Annotated in this window: 17 protein-coding genes; 13 read left to right on the forward strand and 4 right to left on the reverse strand. The window is 70.8% G+C overall.

Annotated features, from left to right (window positions below; all coding sequences use genetic code 11):
• From eutB to ACH65_RS15920, 4 genes are all read right to left on the reverse strand, one after another.
• The coding region (gene eutB / locus ACH65_RS15905) for an ethanolamine ammonia-lyase subunit EutB (protein ID WP_049623606.1) at positions 1–766 on the reverse strand (766 nt) is incomplete at its 3' end.
• The gene (locus ACH65_RS15910) at positions 756–1,448 is read right to left on the reverse strand and encodes an RraA family protein (protein WP_049623607.1); all 693 of its coding nucleotides are present in this window, start codon (positions 1,446–1,448) and stop codon (positions 756–758) included. The genes ACH65_RS15910 and eutB, both read right to left, overlap by 11 nt.
• A gap of 45 nt (positions 1,449–1,493) precedes the next feature.
• Positions 1,494–2,249 carry an HpcH/HpaI aldolase family protein gene (locus tag ACH65_RS15915; RefSeq protein WP_064504883.1) on the reverse strand — a complete coding sequence of 252 codons (756 nt, stop codon included), beginning with the start codon at positions 2,247–2,249 and terminating at the stop codon, positions 1,494–1,496.
• Between the two features lie 20 nt (positions 2,250–2,269).
• Positions 2,270–3,247, reverse strand: coding sequence for a PHB depolymerase family esterase (locus ACH65_RS15920; RefSeq protein WP_153242642.1), 978 nt, complete (start codon positions 3,245–3,247; stop codon positions 2,270–2,272).
• A 268-nt stretch (positions 3,248–3,515) separates the two neighbouring features.
• Here ACH65_RS15920 and ACH65_RS15925 point away from each other — a divergent pair, with 268 nt between their 5' ends.
• From ACH65_RS15925 to ACH65_RS15985, 13 genes are all read left to right on the forward strand, one after another.
• Positions 3,516–4,289 carry a LuxR family transcriptional regulator gene (locus ACH65_RS15925; RefSeq protein WP_049623608.1) on the forward strand — a complete coding sequence of 258 codons (774 nt, stop codon included), beginning with the start codon at positions 3,516–3,518 and terminating at the stop codon, positions 4,287–4,289.
• A gap of 234 nt (positions 4,290–4,523) precedes the next feature.
• A complete protein-coding gene (locus ACH65_RS15930; protein WP_049623609.1) occupies positions 4,524–5,432 on the forward strand; it encodes a proline iminopeptidase-family hydrolase in 909 nt (302 codons plus the stop codon).
• An 11-nt stretch (positions 5,433–5,443) separates the two neighbouring features.
• On the forward strand, positions 5,444–6,298 hold the full coding sequence (locus ACH65_RS15935) for a carbon-nitrogen hydrolase family protein (protein WP_049623610.1): 855 nt from the start codon (positions 5,444–5,446) through the stop codon (positions 6,296–6,298).
• Between the two features lie 204 nt (positions 6,299–6,502).
• Positions 6,503–8,776, forward strand: coding sequence for a TonB-dependent siderophore receptor (locus tag ACH65_RS15940; RefSeq protein ID WP_161805622.1), 2,274 nt, complete (start codon positions 6,503–6,505; stop codon positions 8,774–8,776).
• Between the two features lie 122 nt (positions 8,777–8,898).
• A complete protein-coding gene (locus ACH65_RS15945; protein WP_049623612.1) occupies positions 8,899–9,318 on the forward strand; it encodes a VOC family protein in 420 nt (139 codons plus the stop codon).
• Between the two features lie 167 nt (positions 9,319–9,485).
• Entirely contained in the window at positions 9,486–10,466 is a 981-nt protein-coding gene (locus tag ACH65_RS15950) for a potassium channel beta subunit family protein (protein WP_049623613.1), read from the forward strand.
• Positions 10,467–10,650: 184 nt separating this feature from the next.
• Positions 10,651–10,857, forward strand: coding sequence for a hemin uptake protein HemP (hemP, locus tag ACH65_RS15955; RefSeq protein ID WP_049623614.1), 207 nt, complete (start codon positions 10,651–10,653; stop codon positions 10,855–10,857).
• A gap of 90 nt (positions 10,858–10,947) precedes the next feature.
• On the forward strand, positions 10,948–11,505 hold the full coding sequence (locus ACH65_RS15960; RefSeq protein ID WP_049623615.1) for a hypothetical protein: 558 nt from the start codon (positions 10,948–10,950) through the stop codon (positions 11,503–11,505).
• A 182-nt stretch (positions 11,506–11,687) separates the two neighbouring features.
• Complete coding sequence (locus tag ACH65_RS15965; protein WP_049623616.1) at positions 11,688–12,959, forward strand: efflux RND transporter periplasmic adaptor subunit; 1,272 nt, start codon at positions 11,688–11,690, stop codon at positions 12,957–12,959.
• A gap of 113 nt (positions 12,960–13,072) precedes the next feature.
• A complete protein-coding gene (locus tag ACH65_RS15970) occupies positions 13,073–13,792 on the forward strand; it encodes an ABC transporter ATP-binding protein (protein WP_049623617.1) in 720 nt (239 codons plus the stop codon).
• 49 nt (positions 13,793–13,841) lie between these two features.
• Complete coding sequence (locus ACH65_RS15975) at positions 13,842–15,185, forward strand: TolC family outer membrane protein (protein ID WP_336884812.1); 1,344 nt, start codon at positions 13,842–13,844, stop codon at positions 15,183–15,185.
• A 46-nt stretch (positions 15,186–15,231) separates the two neighbouring features.
• Positions 15,232–16,548 carry an ABC transporter permease gene (locus ACH65_RS15980; protein WP_049623618.1) on the forward strand — a complete coding sequence of 439 codons (1,317 nt, stop codon included), beginning with the start codon at positions 15,232–15,234 and terminating at the stop codon, positions 16,546–16,548.
• Positions 16,549–16,561: 13 nt separating this feature from the next.
• Positions 16,562–17,794: an ABC transporter permease gene (locus ACH65_RS15985; protein WP_049623619.1), complete on the forward strand. Its 1,233-nt coding sequence runs from the start codon at positions 16,562–16,564 to the stop codon at positions 17,792–17,794.
• The last annotated feature ends 143 nt before the right edge of the window (positions 17,795–17,937 follow it).

Here is a 17,937-nt window from a genome sequence, read left to right on the forward strand (position 1 = left end):
CCTCGGTGCCGGCGACGGACTGGAATACGAGGTCCACCGGCGCGCCGCGCTCGATGATCCGCAGCGTGTTGGTGACGTGGGTCAGCACGCACGACTGGGTGGGGATGCCCAGCCGCTCGATGATCTCGCCGAGCAGGTGCACCTGCGCCGCCAGGCTGCCGAGGTGGTCGGAGACGGGGTTGATGCCGATGACGGCGTCGCCCGCTCCGTAGAGCAGGCCGTCCACGATCGAGGCGGCGATGCCGCGCGGATCGTCGGTGGGGTGGTTGGGCTGCAGGCGGATGGCGAGGCGCCCGGGCAGGCCGATGGTATTGCGAAAGCGCGTGACCACCCGGCACTTGCTGGCCGCCAGGATCAGGTCCTGGTTGCGCATCAGCTTGCTCGCCGCAGCGGCCATCTCGGGGGTGACGGCGCGCGCCACGCGCGCCAGGGCGGCGCTGTCCGCGGCCGGCGAGAGCAGCCAGTCGCGGAAGCCGCCCACCGTGAGGTGGGCGATGGCGGCGAACGCCTCGCGGTCGTGGCTGTCCACGATCAGCCGGGTGACTTCGTCCTCCTCGTAGGGCACCACGGCCTCGTCGAGGAAGCGGCGCAGCGGCACGTCGGCCAGGCACATCCGGGCGGCCATGCGCTCGATCTCCGAGCCCGCGGCCAGCCCGGCCAGCGCGTCGCCGGAACGCATGGGGCTGGCCTTCGCCAGCAGCTCGCGCAGGCTGCCGAAGTGCCAGCAGGTGCCGTCCAGCAGGTGGCGATAAGGCTTAGTGGGCATGGCCGGCCCGGCACCCCGCCCGCACGAGCCGGCTGGCGCCGCTGAGATCGCCCAGGGCCTGCCCCTGCCTGACCCCGGCCAGCAGGTCGGCGGCGAACGCCTGCACGCCCAGCGCCCATTCGGCGGCGGCCAGCGCCTCGCCGCGCGGCAGGGCCAGTACACCGTCCGCGTCGGCGACGATGGCGTCGCCCGGCGCGACGACGATGCCTCCGCAGGCGACCGGCGCGTTGAGCCGGCCGCCCCAGTCCAGCAGGCGCGTGGTCACCGGCGAGGTGCCGGTGCACCACAACGGGAAGCCGCTGGCGCGGATCTCGGGCAGGTCGGTGCAGGGGCCGTCGATGATCGCCCCCGCGATGCCGGCCCGCTGCGCGGCGGCGGTGACGATGCCGCCCCAGCAGGCGTGCCGGGTGTCGCCCAGCCGGTCGATCACCAGCACGTCGCCCGGGCGCAGGCCGGCGAGGACGTGGTGGAGCAGGGTCGAGTCGGCGCCGGGGATGGCGAGGGTCACGGCCGTGCCGACGAGGCGCTGGCCGGGGTCGAGCGGGCGGATGGCGCGGGCCATCAGGTGCCAGGGCACGCCGTGGCCGAGGGTGGAGGTTTCCACCCGGCCGAGCGCATGCACGAGCGCCTCGGGCAGCGGGTCGGGATGGGCGTTGAGCCGGTAGCGGGGCAGCTGGTCCATGGTGTTTCTCGCGCGGGGAGACGGAGGTTGTCGGGCCGATGGCGTTCAGTCGCCGCCGGCGAACTGGGCCATGGCGGCCTGGCGCAGCAGGCCGACGTCCGAGCCGAGGGTGACGAAGGCGTAGCCGCGCGCCGCCAGCGCGTCGAAGCCGTGGCCCGGCAGCACCGTGCCGCCGAGGGCGAGCCCATGTTCGAGGCAGCGGCGCTCCGCCTCGTGCCAGAGTTCGCGGAAGGCCGCGCAGCCGTAGTCGCCCGGCTGGCCGATGCTGGCGGAGAGGTCCAGCGGGCCGATGAAGAGCATGTCGAGCCCGGGCACCTGGGCCAACTCGGGGATGGCCGCCACGCCTGCGGCCGACTCGATCATCGCCACCACGAGGGTATGCTCGCGCGCGCCGGCCGCGTAAGCCTCGCCGCAAGCGCCCCAGCGCGCCGCGCGGGACACCGTGTAGTGCAGGCCGCGCCGGCCCAGCGGCGGGTAGTGGCAGGCGGCCACCAGCTGCGCCGCCTGCTCGGCCGACTCCACGTTCGGTGCCAGGATGCCCTGCACGCCGGCGTCGAGCAGCGGCTTGATCAGCGGCGAGCCGGCCGCGTCCACGCGCGCGAGCACGTCGGGCCCGCGCGTGCCGGCGGCACGCAGCTGCATCAGGGCCGTGTCCAGGCTGGCGCAGGTGTGCTCCAGGTCGATGATCAGCGCGTCCACGGGCGTGTCGGCCAGCACTTCGGTCACGGCCGGGCTGCCCAGGAACAGCCAGCCGCCGCGGGCGGCCTGGCCGCGGCGCATCCGCTGCCGGATGCGGGGCATGGGAAGCGGGGTGTCGGTCGTCACGATGCAAGCAGCTCCGGTTCGAGCCGCTCCGGTTCGAGCAGCGAGCGGAAATAGCGCTTGGCGCAGGCGATCAGGGCGGCGCGGTCGTGCGCGGCGCCGGGCACCTGCTCCTCGTGGACGGCGACGCCCTGGCGCCTCAGGCTGGCCGCCAGCGCCGCCAGCCGCTCCACGCGCGTCGCGCCCAGCGCGTCGGCGCCGGGCATCCAGTGCGCGCTGCCGGGGCGGTGCGCGATGGCGGCGGTGCCCAGGTCCTGTTCGCCGACGGCCAGGTGGATGCGCAGCCGGCGGATGGCCTCCAGGTTCAGCGCCACGCCGAAGCGCTGTTCCAGGTCGGCCACGCCCAGCCACCAGGGCAGGCCGGCGTCGAGCAGGGTGGGCGAGCCCGGCGCGCAGATCGACACGGCGTCCAGCCGCGCGGGATGCAGGTACGCGAAGCGGTGCGCGAAATGGGCGCCGCCCGAGAAGCCGAACAGCCACAGGCGGCGCCCGGCGAGCCGGTAGCGGGCCTCGACCTCGGCCACCATGTCCAGCAGGACCCGGTCGAAGCGGATGCCGGCGTACTCGATGTACTTGTAGTTGTGGGTGTCGTCCGGGTCGATGATCCCGCATGGGAACAGGGGCGCCAGGACGATCATGCCGGCCGCGTCGGCGAGGTCCTGGAAGGCGTCGCAGTAGGCCTGGTTGTCGCGCTCGCTGCCGTGCACGGCGACGAAGAGGCGCGCCTGCCCGGGCGCCAGCTGCGCGGGTACGTAGAGGCAGTAGGAGAACCGCTGGTCGTAGCGGCAGGCCTGGGCCGGGACCCGGCCGCTTCTCGGCGCGGCGGTGGCGTGGTGGAGCGGCTGCGTGTCGATGTCGGTTCTCCGCTGGTGTGGCGCAGGGCGCTCGTGACGGCCGCGATGGCGTCCGCCGGGTTCGTGGGTACGTCGCGTGCGCGCTCGATCGGCTTGCGCATTCCCTCGGCTCCCTCGGCTCACTCATCGCCCAGGCGTGGCGCCGGAGCCAGGCGGCGCTTCGTCGCAGGGCCCGGGCCATGGCGGCGCGCGGCGAAGCCGGGGCTGCCGCAACGGGCGCCTGCCGCTGGCCAGGCCGGCGCGCGGTGCGTCATCGCCGACCTTGACTTCGGATTTGCCGGTTGATAACGCTTCGGGCGAGGCCGCCGCGGCGGGTGTTCGCGCCGGCGCGCCTCGCGGGCGCCGGCTGGGGGCCGGCCGCTTCAAGCAACGACTTCCGGGGGCCCAGGCCATGCTCGACTCTCTCGCGGATCTCTGCTTTCAGGACGACGGCGAACTGGCTACCAGCGTGTCCGACTGCCTGGACTGTTCCTACGGGCTGGCCGCACAGCTGGGCTTCGACGCGGTGACCTACGACTTCGCCCCGGTCTCGACCACGCCGGAGGGCCGCCTGATCACGCCCAGCGTGGTCGAGTTCCGCAACGTGCCGCAGGACATGCGCGAGCTGTGGGTGGGCCATGGCCTGTACCAGCGCGACCCGGTGCAGAGGCTGGCGCTGCGCGGTTCGCGGCCGTTCTTCTGGTCGTACCGGCAGGGCGAGCGCTCGGCGCTGCAGGGTGTCCTCGACGATTGGTCGGCGCCGGTGGCGACGTTTCTCCGCGACTGCGGCATCTCGCAGGGCGTCACGGTGCCCCTGCACATGCCGGGCAACCGTTTTGCGACGATGACCGGCCTGTGGCGGGACGACACCTTCCGCCGGCTCGGTGCCTCGGTGGGCGGCTGCGTGGTCCAGTTCACCTATCTGGCGCACGTGATGAACGATCGCGTGGTGCGCCTGTTCAGCGCGCGCGAACTGGCGCCCGCCGGGGTGTCGCTGAGCCCGCGCGAACTGGAGTGTCTTTCGCTGGCCGCCGAGGGCCTCTCGACCAAGCGGATCGCCTGGAAGCTCAACCGCTCGGAGTCTACGGTGATCCTTCACCTGCAGTCGGCGGCGCGCAAGCTGGGCGGCCGCAACCGGGCCCAGGCGATCGCCCGCGCGGCCCACTTCGGGCTGCTGGCGCGGTGAGGGGAATGCGCAAGCTGTCAAAGAGCGGCGCCTTCGCCCGCCCCGCTGCCGGGGCTGGCGAACGGCTTTGCGTATGGACGGCTGGACGTCCGTAGTCTTGCCGGGCGCGCCGTCCGCGTTCGCTCCTTATGCTAGGGGGGCGGGTTCGGAATGGAACTGTAATTTCTTATAGCTGGTGGCCGCGGGGAGCATTGGTGGAGGCTTAGCGGGAACCGATTCTTGCCGTGGTCCCGCATGTCAGCCATCACCGTTCCCGCCCGCCGCGAAGGCTACGCACCCTACCTGGGCCACCGCACCTGGTATCGCGTGGTCGGCGACCTGGACGCGGAGCGGCCGCCGTTGGTGGTGCTCCACGGCGGCCCGGGCTGCACGCATGACTACCTGGACGCCTTCGCGGACCTCGCGCAGGGCGGCCGGGCGGTGATCCATTACGACCAGCTCGGCAACGGCCGGTCCACGCACCTGCGCGAGGCGCCGAGCGGGTTCTGGACCGTCCCGCTGTTCCTGGACGAGCTGGACAACCTGGTGCGGCACCTGGGCATCGCCGCGCGCTACGACGTGCTGGGCCAGTCCTGGGGCGGCATGCTGGCGGCCGAGCACGCCGTGCTGCGGCCGGCGGGGCTCAATGCGCTGGTGATCGTTTCCTCGCCTTCCTCGTTCCCGCTGTGGGTGGCCGAGGCGAAGCGGCTGCGCCGCGACCTGCCGGCGGACGTGCAGCGCGCGCTCGACCTGCACGAGCAGCGCGGCGACTACGACCACCCGGATTACCTGGCGGCCACCGAGGTGTTCTACCGCCGACACGTCTGCCGCCTGGCGGTGTGGCCCGAGGAAGTGCGGCGCACCTTCGCGGCGGTGGAGAGCGACCCCACCGTCTACCGCACCATGAACGGCCCCACCGAGTTCCATGTGATCGGCAGCCTGCGCGCATGGAGCATCGAGGAGCGGCTCGAACGGATCGCTGTGCCCACCCTGGTGATGTCCGGCCGCCACGACGAGGCGACGCCCGCCTGCGTGGCGGCCTACGCCGAGCGCATCCCCGGCGCGCGCTGGGTGCTGATGGAGCGCTCGGCGCACATGTGCCACGTCGAGGAGCGCGAAGGGACCATGGAGACGGTCGCGGGTTTTCTTGCCGAACACGACTGACGGAGGCCGCCATGACGCCACCCATCCGATTCGCCGCCGTCCAGCTCTGTACCACGCCCGACGTAGAGGCCAACAACCGCGCCATCGCCGAGGCGGTGGCGCGCGGTGCGGCCGCCGGTGCGCAGGTGGTGTGCCTGCCGGAGGCGGCCAACATCCTCCTGCGCGACAACCGCCGCTACCCGGCCGTCTGCGTCCCGGAGCGCGACGACACCACCTTGCGCCTGTGCCGCGAGTTGGCCGCCCGCCACGGCATCTGGCTGCACAGCGGGTCGCTGCTCGTCCGCACCGAGGAGGGCGACCGGATCTGGAACCGCAGCTATCTCATCTCGCCGCGCGGCGAGGTGGTGGCCCACTACGACAAGCTGCACACCTTCGACGTGCGGCTGGGCGGGCAGGGCGACTTCCAGGAGTCGGCCGTGGTGCGCCCCGGCGAGGACGCGCCGTTGGCGGTGGCACTGCCCGGCAGCGGGCTGACCCTGGGTTTTTCGATCTGCTACGACCTGCGCTTCGGCTACCTGTTCCATGGCCTGGCGAAGGCCGGCGCGACGGTGATGCTGGTGCCGGCCTCGTTCTCCGCCATCACCGGGCCGCTGCACTGGGAGACGCTGCTGCGCGCCCGGGCCATCGAAACCGGAAGCTATGTCGTCGCCGCCGCGCAGTGCGGCGAACACGACGGCGTACCGACCCATGGGCAGAGCCGGATCATCGGCCCTCTCGGCGAGGTGCTGGCCGGCTGCGGCGAGGAGCCGGGCATCGCCTGCGCGGACCTCGACCCGGCCGCGGTGGCCGACGCCCGCCGGCGCCTGCCGTGCCTGGAGCAGGCGCGCGAGCTTGCCGCGCCGCGGCTCGTGAACCCGGCGGGGTGAGCGGCCAGCCCGGCGAACAGTTTCGGATCACACCCCACGAGGTTCCCGGCCGTGCCGGGGCGGCCTCGGGATCCCGGCCTGCGAGGCCGTAGGGGGAGGGGAGCGGCCAGCCAGCGGCGGTCGCGCGCAGGGATCGAGAGCGCACAGCACGCCTGCGGTCGCCGGACCGCAGGCGCCGATCAGTCAATGAGGGGTTCCTACATCATGAAAAGCTCGACCGACATGCGCACCGCCCGACGCGGCGCGACCGCCCGCATCCACCCCGCCAGGGGCCGGCTCGCCCGGAGCATCTATGCGTCCCTCATGCTGATGGCGGGCGGCGCCACGCCCGCCTGGGCGCTGCCCGCGGCCGACGCCGCGGCACAGGCCCCCGCGGACGACGGCGGCAAGGGCACTGCGCCGGACGGACACAAGACGGTCAACCTCAACGCGGTGGTGATCAAGGCCACGCGCGAGATCAAGGACGTGACCGGCGGCGCCCTGGGCTCCGTCTCCAAGCTCAACATGCCCTTCTCGGTCAGCGCGGTGCCTTCGGAGGTCATCCAGGACAAGCAGCCCGCCTCCGTCTACGGCGTCTTCGCCAACGACGCCAGCGTGACCCGCCAGGCGGGCAGCGACTACACCGGCTGGTCCTCCTTCCTCACCGTTCGCGGCATCACCATCTCCTCCACCGACGGCAGCCAGAAGATCAACGGCGTGCCGGTGACGCTCTGGGGCATGAGCCTGCCGATGGAGTTCATGGACCAGGTGCAGCTGCTCAAGGGCGCCTCGGGCTTCATGTACGGCTTCGCCACGCCGGGCGGCGCGGTCAACTACGTGACCAAGAAGCCGCCGGAAGAGGGCTCGCTGACGAGCTTCGACGTGGGCTACCACTCCAACAGCATCTACCGGGAGCACGTGGACATCGGGCGCGCTGCGGGCGACGGCAGCGGCCTGGGCTTTCGCCTCAACGCCACCCACGAGGAAGGCCACACCCAGACCGGCACCGGCGTGCACCGCAATGCCTTCGGCCTGAACCTCGGCGCCAACCTGGCCGACAACCTGCAATGGTCGTTCGATTCGATCTACCAGAAGTCCAGGTTCACCAAGCCCAGCCCGATGGTGTTCCTGACTTCGTACACGCAGGAGAAGCTGCCCGGCACCGCGGGGATCGTGCAGAACCCGCAGGCGGACCAGGCCTTCGACAACCCCGAGTTCGTCTATCTGGGCACCGGCGTCAGGTGGACCATGGCGCCCAACTGGAGTGCCGACCTGAGCGTTGCCTACAGCAATACCGACCAGCTGTATTCGAAGGACTACCTGGCCCTGATCGACGCGGGCGGCAGGTACCAGGACCGGATATTCGAAACCTCCCAGAGCTACAGCAACACCGCCGCGCAGCTGGTCGTGAACGGCGACGTGGACGTGTTCGGCAAGCACAACCACGTGGTGCTGGGCGCGACCAAGATCCGCCATGCGGAAACCAAGGGCATGGGCTACGAGTACCAGAAGTACGTCAACTACGGCTACCGCAACCTCTACGTCTGGAAAGACTTCTCCTACCAATCCAACTACGGCAAGGGGCAGCAGAGCTTCCCGGACAGCTCCAACAGCCAGGCGGCGGCGTTCGCCAGCGACATGCTGGACCTGTCGGCGAAGTGGAAGGTCCTGCTCGGCGTGCGCTTCACGCACTACAAGCAGATGCAGAACACCTACACGTTCAAGACGCCGGCGAACTACACGCGCGCCGCCACCTACGTGTCGACCAACGAAACCACGCCGACAGTGGCGGTGATGTACAAGCCCACCACGGACAGCACCGCCTACGCCAGCTATGCCGAGGCGCTGGAATCGGGCGGCCCGGTGGGCGCGCAGTACGCGAACGTCGGCCAGTTGCTCAACCCGCAGAAAAGCAAGCAGTGGGAAGTCGGCTACAAGGTGGACGGCCTGCGCATCCAGTCGTCCGTCGCGGCCTTCCGGGTGGACCGGGGCACGGGCTACGCCAACGACAGGAACGTGTTCGTGCAGAGCGGCATCAGCCGCTACCAGGGCCTGGACGGCGCGCTCGACGTGCACTTCACCCGCAACCTCACGGTCGGCGCTTCGGCGGTCTACCTGCAGAAGGCGGATTACCTCAACGCCTCCTCGCCCTGGCTGCTGGGCAAGCGCGTGCCCGGCGCCTACCGCTTCGGCGGCGCGCTGCACCTGGACTACACGGTGCCGGGCATCGAGGGCCTGGCCTTCGGCGCCAACGCGCGCTACACCGGCGAGACGGTGGCCTACCAGAACGCCACCAGGCGCCTCACCATCAAGGCGCCGAGCTACGTGCTCTTCGACTTCAGCGCCAAGTACGCCCAGATGGTCGGCGGCCACCTCGTCACCTATCGCGCCGGCATCAACAATGCCTTCAACAAGTCCTACTGGATCGGCGGATCGGCCACCTACATCTTCCTCGGCGACCCGCGCTCGTACTTCCTCAACGTGACCCTGGACCTGTAACGGCGGCAAGGCGGCCGGGAGGACATGGTGGCGGCATCCGGCCGGCCGGTGCCGCCGTGGTCGATTCGGACGCTGTTCGATCGTCGTACTGGCGGCGCCTCCGCCTGCCACAGGAAAACCCCATGACCAAGATGATCTTCGTCAGCCTGCCGGTCGCCGACCTCGAGGCCTCGGTGGCCTTCTACAAGGCCTTAGGGTTCGAGCAGAACCCGCAATTCGGCGACGATGCCTCCGCCTGCATGGTGTGGAGCGAGGCGATCTACGCCATGCTGCTCACCCACGCCAAATGGCGGACGTTCACACAGCGGCCGTTCCCGCCGGCCGGGACGAGCGGGTCGATGCTCTCGCTGTCGATGGGCAGCCGCGACGCCGTCGATGCGATGAACCGTGCCGCCGCGGCCCACGGTGGACAGGCCGATGTGAACCCGGCCGAGGACTTCGGCTTCATGTACACCCGCGACCTCGCCGACCTCGACGGGCACATGTGGGGGATCTTCTGGATGGACCCGGCGGCGATGCCGGCCGCGAGTCGCCAGCACTAAAGGCCGCGCCCGCCGCGCTTCCACCCGCGCGGGCACCGCGCGCTTGGCGACAGCCGAAGCGCGCCCACAGGGGATCCCGGATGGCCGCGGCTCGGCGGCTGTGGGCAGCCGGCTCGGACGGAGCCGGAACTGGCATCATCCTGGGCTTTTCGTACCGGAGATACCGCATGCAATACCGCCGCCTCGGCAGCACCGGCCTGCAACTGTCCGCGCTTTCCTTCGGCGCCTGGGTCACCTTCGGCCAGCAGGTGGGGCGCAAGCAGGCGCGCGAGCTGCTCTCGCTGGCCTGGGACCGCGGCATCAACTTCTTCGACAACGCCGAGACCTACAACCACGGCGAGGCCGAGCAATTGATGGGCGACGTGCTGGTGGACCTGCGCCTGCCGCGCGACAGCTACTGCGTGTCGAGCAAGGTGTTCTTCGGCGCGGTGGAGCACCCGCGGCCGACCCAGCGCGGGCTCTCGCGCAAGCACGTGGTCGAGGCCTGCCACCAGGCCCTGCAGCGGCTGCGCGTGGATTACCTCGACCTCTACTTCTGCCACCGGCCCGACCCGGACACGCCGGTCGCCGAGACGGTGGCGGCGATGGACCTACTGGTGCGCCAGGGCAAGGTGCTGTACTGGGGCACCAGCGAATGGCCGGCGGCGGCGATCCACGAGGCGCACCGGGTGGCGCGCGAGGGCGGCTACGCCGCGCCGGTGGCCGAGCAGCCGCAGTACAACCTGCTGCACCGCGAGCGGGTGGAGGTGGAGTACGCGCCGCTGTATGCCGCCTACGGCATGGGCACCACGATCTGGTCGCCGCTGGCCTCGGGCCTGCTCAGTGGCAAGTACGACCACGGCGTGCCGGAGGATTCGCGCCTGGCCCAGCCGGGCTACGAATGGCTGCGCGAGATCGCCCTGGGCGAGGGCGGCGCGCGCGCGGCGCGGGTGCGCGGGCTGCGCCCGCTGGCGGCCGAGCTGGGCGCCACGCCGGCCCAGCTCGCCATCGCCTGGTGCCTGGCCAATCCGCAAGTGTCCACGGTGCTGCTGGGCGCCAGCCGGCGCGAGCAGCTGGAGCAGAACCTGGCCGTGCTCGATCTCCTGCCGCACTTCGATCTCGCGCTCAAGCAGCGGATCGAGCGTGTGGTGGAGGGTGGGGCGGGTTAGGGCCCTGCGGGATCACGCTGGGCGCGCCAAGGGGAGAAGCCGCGCCGGCGAGGCGCCGCGTGCGGGCGGGGCGGGTCCGGAAAGCCGCGATGGGCCGCGAAAAATCCAGATGTTGGCTAGGTCGCTTGACGATCAAATGAGAATTATTATCATCTGAAGCCCGCCTGCCGCTGGAGTCCCTCCCATGTCCGTCAGCATTCCCACGCTTGTTTCGCCGTCCAGCCTGCCGCTGTCGCCGGGGCACCGGATGCCATCCACCAACGCCACCGCGGTGCGGCGCATCAGCAGCGACAGTCTGCTCGAAGGCGGGCGCGAGCTGGTGATCCAGCACCAGGGCGGCGAGTACCACCTGCGCCTGACCCGCAACGACAAGCTGATCCTGACCAAGTAACGCCCGCCTCTTTGCACGGCGCTTCATGGGCGCCGCAGTCCACGCCCCCGCCAGCACATCGCCAGCCGGGCTCTGACATGGAGCCTTGCCATGTGGTCGATGATCCGTTCCGTCCTGCCCGCGCGCGGCCTCGCCGCGCCGGCGCCGCGCCACGTGCGCTGGCTCGACCCGCGCGCATGCGCCGCGCGGCTGCCGGCGCTGGGCTGCGTGCTGTACCTGCCCGCCCGCGTCGCCCCTGCTCCGGCCGGCGGACTGCTGCCGCTGCGCGCCGAACTGGCCCCGCTGGCCGGGTTGCGTGGCCTGTTCGCGGCCAGCCTGGTCACCGGCGACGGCCCGCGCGAATGGCTGGATGCGGTGGACCGCCAGGGCCGCGTGCTGGCCCGGCTGTACCTGCTGCCCGACACCGACTACCTCGCCTGGGATGCGCTGCTGGCCGCCGGCGCGCCGGGCGCTGCGCCGCTGCGCGCGCCGGCGGTGTTCTGCCCGGCCGGGGCGCATGTGCTGCGCTTCCAGGCGCGCACGCTGGCCGGCATGAGCCTGCTCGACGCCCGCACGCCCACCGCGATGTCGCCGCTGGGCAGCCAGCTCGCCCTGCGCATCGCCAAGGCGGAATCGGTGCACGTGCAGCGCCCGCTCGCGCCCGGTTGAGCGCGGTGGTGTCCGCGCCGTTGTCCAGCTGTCCGCCCAAGTGTCCGCGGACAGTGGACGCGCGCGCAGCCGCATCGCCAATGGACTGAATCACAAGGGGTTCCTGTCGCCCTGCCGGCTTGGCACACGGTTTGCTCCAACGGGGAGCATGGCCGCGCTGTCCGCGGCCAGGGGACAGTTCGATGATTCGCGACACCTCCGCGCAAGACCGCATGGTCGAGGTCAAACCCAACCGTCGCCGCCGCCTGCTGTGGATCGGCGGCGGCATCGCCGTGCTGGTCGCCCTGGCGCTGGCGATGCCGGGCATCCTGCGGCTGTTCTCGGCGGACGCCTCGGTGAGCGCCTCGCGCCTTGCCTTCGCCACCGTGGAGCGCGGGCCGTTCGTGCGCGACATCGCCGCCGAGGGCAAGGTGGTGGCGGCGGTCAGCCCCACGCTCTACGCCACCTACGGCGGCGCGGTGACGCTCGAGGTGCACGCCGGCGACGCGGTGAAGAAGGAGCAGGTGCTGGCGATGATCGACAGCCCCGAGCTCAAGAACAAGCTGGCGCAGGAGCAGTCCAAGGCCGACGCCATGCAGGTGGACTACCTGCAGGCCGAGGTGGACGCGCGCAGCAAGCGCGCGGAGCTGCAGAAGACCTACGACAACGCGCAGATCGACGCCAAGAGCGCCGAGACCAACCTCACCCGCGAGCAGAAGGCCTTCGCCGCCGGCGCCTCCACCAACGTGGCGGTGGACCAGGCCAAGGACACGCTGGAGAAGGCGCGCATCGCGCTGGCGCACGCCAAGTCGGGCCTGGGCATGAACGAAGACAGCCTGCGCTTCAACATCCAGGCCAAGAAGCTCGCCCACGACAACCAGATGCTGGCGGTGCAGGACCTCGAGCGCCAGGTGCGCAACCTCGACGTGCGCTCGCCGGTGGACGGCCAGGTCGGCCAGTTGTTCATCGCCGAGCGCGCCACGGTGGCCAAGGACGCGCAGCTGCTCTCGGTGATCGACCTCTCCGCGCTGGAAGTGGAGATGAAGGTGCCGGAGAGCTTCGCCCGCGATCTCGGCATCGGCATGACCGGCGAGATCAGCGGCAACGGCAACACCTGGAAGGGCCTGGTGAGCGCGATCTCGCCCGAGGTGGTGAACGGCGAGGTGGCCGCGCGGTTGCGCTTCGAGGGCACCACGCCCAGGCAGCTGCGCCAGAACCAGCGCCTGTCGGTGCGCGTGCTGCTCGACCACCGCGAGGACGTGCTCACCGTGCAGCGCGGCTCGTTCGTGGACGAATCGGGCGGCAGCTACGCCTACGTGGTGCGCGACGGCGTGGCCGAGAAGCGGCCGATCCGCGTGGGCGCCAGCAGCATCGACAAGGTGGAGATCCTCGACGGTCTCAAGGAACGCGAGCGCATCGTGATCTCCGGCACCGACAGCTTCAAGAACGCGGCGCGGGTGGCGATTAGTCGCTGACGTGCTGGGAATCGGGAGTCGGGAATAGGGAATAGCAAGAGCGCAAAAGCTCGCGCGGCCCGGCCGGTCTCCGATTCCCCCTTCCCGATTCCCTATTCACCAAGGAGCAAGCCATGCTGAAGATGACCCACCTGTCCAAGGTCTACCGCACCGAAGTGGTGGAGACCTACGCGCTGCGTGATTTCAACATCGACGTGAAGGAGGGCGAGTTCGTCGCCGTCACCGGCCCCTCGGGCTCGGGCAAGACCACCTTCCTCACCATCGCCGGTCTGCTGGAAACCTTCACCGGCGGCACCTACCACCTGGACGGCATCGAGGTGAGCCAGCTCAATGACAACGCGCGCTCGAAGATCCGCAACGAGAAGATCGGCTTCATCTTCCAGGCCTTCAACCTGATCCCCGACCTCAACGTGTTCGACAACGTGGAAGTGCCGCTGCGCTACCGCGGCATGAAGGCGGCCGAGCGCAAGCAGCGCATCATGGACGCGCTCGAGCGCGTGGGCCTGGCCTCGCGCTACAAGCACTACCCGGCGGAGCTTTCCGGTGGCCAGCAGCAGCGCGTGGCGATCGCCCGCGCGCTGGCCGGCAGCCCGCGCCTGCTGCTGGCGGACGAGCCCACCGGCAACCTGGACACGCAGATGGCCCGCGGCGTGCTGGAACTGCTGGAGGAGATCCACCGCGAGGGCGCCACCATCGTGATGGTGACGCACGACCCGGAACTGGCCGCGCGCGCCCAGCGCAACGTGCACATCATCGACGGCCAGGTGGTGGACCTCGCCGAGGATCCGCGCTTCCATGCCGGCGCGCGGACGCACGATACGGTTTCCGGTTGAGGTCCCACCCGTGCGCCGCACTCACCGTCCGCTGCGAAACCCCCTGCGCGTGAAGCCGCTGCTGCTCGCGCTGGGGCTGGTGCTGGCCCCGCTCGCCGTCCACGGCGAGGACCTGATGGACGCCTACCGCGAGGCTATCGCCAACGACCCGGTGCTGGCCACCGCCGACGCCGCGCGGCTGGTGGTGGCCGAGGGCGTGCCGCAGGCGCGCGCGGCGCTGCTGCCGCAGCTCTCCGCGGGGCTGAGCCTGCAGCAGTTCCACGGCGGCGGTGGCGGCTCGACCACCACCGATGCCAACGGCAACATCATCGAGACCGGCGCCGGCGGCCATACCCGCTCGCGCTCGGTGAGCGGCGAACTCGTGCAGCCGATCCTCGATCTCTCCCGCATCGCCAGCCTGCGCGCCGCGCAGGCCACCCGCGACGCGCAGGAGGAGACCTACCGCGCCGCCCTGCAGAACCTCTACGTGCGCGTGGCAGGCGCCTACTTCAACGTGCTGATCGCGCAGGACCAGCTGGCGGTGTACCAGTCCTACGAGGACGCCTACAAACAGGAGTACCACCAGTCCAGCGAGCGCTTCAAGAACGGCCTGGCGATGGCGGCGGACGTATCGCAGTCGCAGGCCTACTACCTCTACATCAAGTCGCAGCGGATCACCGCGCAGAACGCGCTCAAGGACGCCTTGCGCGCCATGGAGCAGATCACCGGCCGGCAGACCGGCGCCTTGAAGAAGCTGCGCGAGGACCTGCCCATGCAGCCGCCCGCGCCGGCCGACCCCAAGGCCTGGGTGGAAGCGGCGATGCAGAGCAACCCCGCCATCCTCGCCGCGCGCCACGTGGTGACGGCCGACGAGCGGCACATCAACGCGGCGCGCGCCGGCCACCTGCCCACGCTCAACGCCAACGTGGGCTACAGCAAGTACGGCAGCTGGTCCAACGTGGCGCGCGGCGGCGCCGGCTACGGGCCGGGCACCACCACGGTGGGCCTGACCCTGAGCGTGCCGCTGTTCAGCGGTGGCCTCACCCAGTCGCAGGTGCGCCAGGCGATCCACCAGCGCGACGAGGACAGCGGCGTGCTGGAGAGCCAGCGCCGCCAGGCCGCGCGCGACGCCAACAACTACTACAACCTGGTGGTGGACGGCATCGAGCAGGTGCAGAGCGCACGCGACTCGGTGGACTCGGCCAGGAAGTCGCTGGCCTCGATGCGCGCCGGCTACGAGATCGGCACGCAGAGCCTCACCAACGTGGTGGTGGCGATCCAGACGCTGGCCGAGGTGGAGAGCGAATACACCGTGGTGCGCCACCAGTTCATCCTGAACAAGCTGCTGCTCAAGCAGGCCGCCGGCACCATCGACGTGCACGACCTGGAGGACGCCAACCGGCTGCTCGAATGAGCCGCTTGCCACGATGCGCCCTGAGTCCCCGGAGAACCACACCGACATGTTCGCCTACTACTTCCAGCTCGGCCTGCGCAGCCTGCGCCGCAACCCGGTGCTGACGGCGCTGATGGTGATGGCCATCGGCTTCGGCGTGGCGGCGTCGATGATCACCTACTCGGTGTTCCGGGCGGTGTCGGGCAACCCGATCCCGGCGAAGTCGGAGCGCCTCTTCACGCCGCAGATCGACAGCTGGGGGCCGCAGCAGAACATCCAGGGTGAGCCGCCCTATGCGCTGAACTACGTGGACGCCATGGCGCTGATGCGCGCGCACCGGGCGCTGCGCCAGACGCTGCTTTACCCGCTGTGGCTATCGGTGTCGCCGGAAGGCGGGCGCAGCCTGCCGGTCGGCGCCAACGGCTATGCGGCCTATGGGGATTTCTTCCCGATGTTCGAGGTGCCGTTCCGCTACGGCGCCCCCTGGAGCGCGGCCGACGACGCGCACCACGCCGCCATCGTGGTGCTGAGCGAGGCCCTCAACCAGCACCTGTTCGGCGGCGCCGACAGCGTGGGGCGCGAGATCGTGCTCGGCGGCCACGCCTACCGCGTCGTGGGCGTGGCCGGGCACTGGGACCCCAAGCCGCGCTTCTTCGCGGTGTGGGGCGGCAGCAACGGCTTCCAGCGCGACCCGGCGGATTTCTACCTGCCGTTCACCCGTGCGATCGATCTCAAGCTCGACACCGCCGGCAACAACAGCTGCCGCGGCAAGCCGGACTTCAGCGGCTGGGAGGGATGGCTGCGCAGCAACTGCGTGTGGATCACGCCGTGGGTGGAGCTGGAGGGCGAGGCGGAGGCGGCGCGCTACCGCGGCTTCCTGGAAAGCTACGCCGCGGACCAGCAGCGCGCCGGCCGCTTCGCCTGGGCGCCCAACGTGCGCCTGCGCGACGTCATGCAGTGGCTGGACTACCTGCAGGTGGTGCCGCCGGAGAGCCGCATCGCCCTGGTCGTGGCGCTGGGCTTCTTTGTGATCTGCCTGGTCAACACCGTGGGCCTGCTGCTGGCGAAGTTCATGCGCCGCGCGGGCGAGATCGGCGTGCGCCGCGCGCTGGGCGCGCCGCGCCGGCAGATCTACGCGCAATACCTGGTCGAGGCGGCCTCGGTGGGCCTGGCCGGCGGCGTGCTGGGGCTGCTGCTCACCGCCTTGGGCATTGGCGGCGTGGGCGTGCTGTTCAAGCCGCAGATCGCGCGCCTGGCGCAGCTGGATTTTCCGCTGGTGGGGCTGTGCCTGGCGGTGGCCGTGCTCGCTACGTTGCTGGCGGCGTTCTACCCGGCCTGGCGCGCGGCGCAGGTGCAGCCGGCGTGGCAGCTCAAGTCGCATTGAGGGAGGGCTCGGCATGCAGATCAAACCCATCCTCGCCGCACTGCGCCGCCACAAGGCGGGCACCGTGCTGATCGTGTTGCAGATCGCGCTGACGCTGGCGATCGTCTGCAATGCGCTGTTCATCATCCAGCAGCGCCTGGCGCACCTGTCCGAGCCCACCGGCATCGACGAGGCCAACCTGTTCGTGATCGCCAACCAGTGGGCAGGCGGCAGCCTGTCCACGGCGCAGATCGACGCGCAGATCCGGGCCGACCTGGCCGCGTTGCGGCAGCTGCCCAGCGTGCGCGACGCCACGCCCAGCAACTCCTATCCGCTGCGCGGCGGCGGCTGGGACAACTTCGTGGCGCTGACGCCCGAGCAGGTGGAGCCGACCTCGGACGCCGCCGTCTACCTGGGCGACGAGCACCTGCTGGACACGCTGGGCGTGAAGCTGGTGGCCGGGCGCAACTTCCGCGCCGACGAGGTCGGCGCCATCGGCCTGCGCGAGAACGTGGTGCCGTCGGTGGTCATCGTCACCCGCGAACTGGCCGAACGCATGTATCCGGGCGGCGCCGCGCTGGGCAAGCCGCTGTATGCGATGAGCGCGACGCCGAGCACCATCGTCGGCATCGTCGAGCGCCTGCAGACGCAGAGCGTGGAGGCCTGGCAGGCCGCCTACGCCTACCAGTCGATGCTGTGGCCGCTGCGCCAGGCCTGGCCCATCGGGCTGTACTACATCGTGCGCGCCAAGCCCGGCCAGCTCGACGCGGCCATGCGCGAGGCGCCCCGGGCGCTGTACGCGCAGAGCCGCCAGCGCATCCTCGACCCTGCCGATGGCGGCAGCTTCGCCGAGATCCGCCGGCGTGCCTACGACAGCGACCGCGGCATGGCGATCCTGATGGGCGTGATCTGCGCCGTACTGCTGGCGATCACCGCCGCGGGCATCGTCGGGCTCACCAGTTTCTGGGTGGGCCAGCGGCGCAAGCAGATCGGCGTGCGCCGGGCGCTGGGGGCGCGCCAGCGCGACATCCTGGGCTACTTCCTCACCGAGAACCTCCTGATCAGCGGCGGCGGCGTGCTGCTCGGCGTGCTGCTGGCGGTGGCGATGAACCTGTGGCTGGTGGTGCGCTTCGCGATGCCGCCGCTGTCGCTGGCCTACGTGGCGGTGGGCGTGGTGTTGCTGTTGCTGCTGGGGCAGGGCGCGGTGCTGGCACCGGCGCTGCGGGCGTCGAAGGTGCCGCCGGTGGAGGCGACGCGGTCGGTATGAAAGAGGGTGCTGCGAGAGGTCGAAGCTGCCTCGCAGGTGGGGATTCGGATGGGAGGAGTAGATGTTCGGTTACTACCTTGAACTCGGCCTGCGCAGCCTGCGCCGCAACCCGGTGCTGACGGCGCTGATGGTGATGGCCATCG

The organism is Frateuria defendens (genome assembly GCF_001182895.1).
In the GTDB taxonomy this organism is placed as follows: domain Bacteria; phylum Pseudomonadota; class Gammaproteobacteria; order Xanthomonadales; family Rhodanobacteraceae; genus Frateuria_B; species Frateuria_B defendens.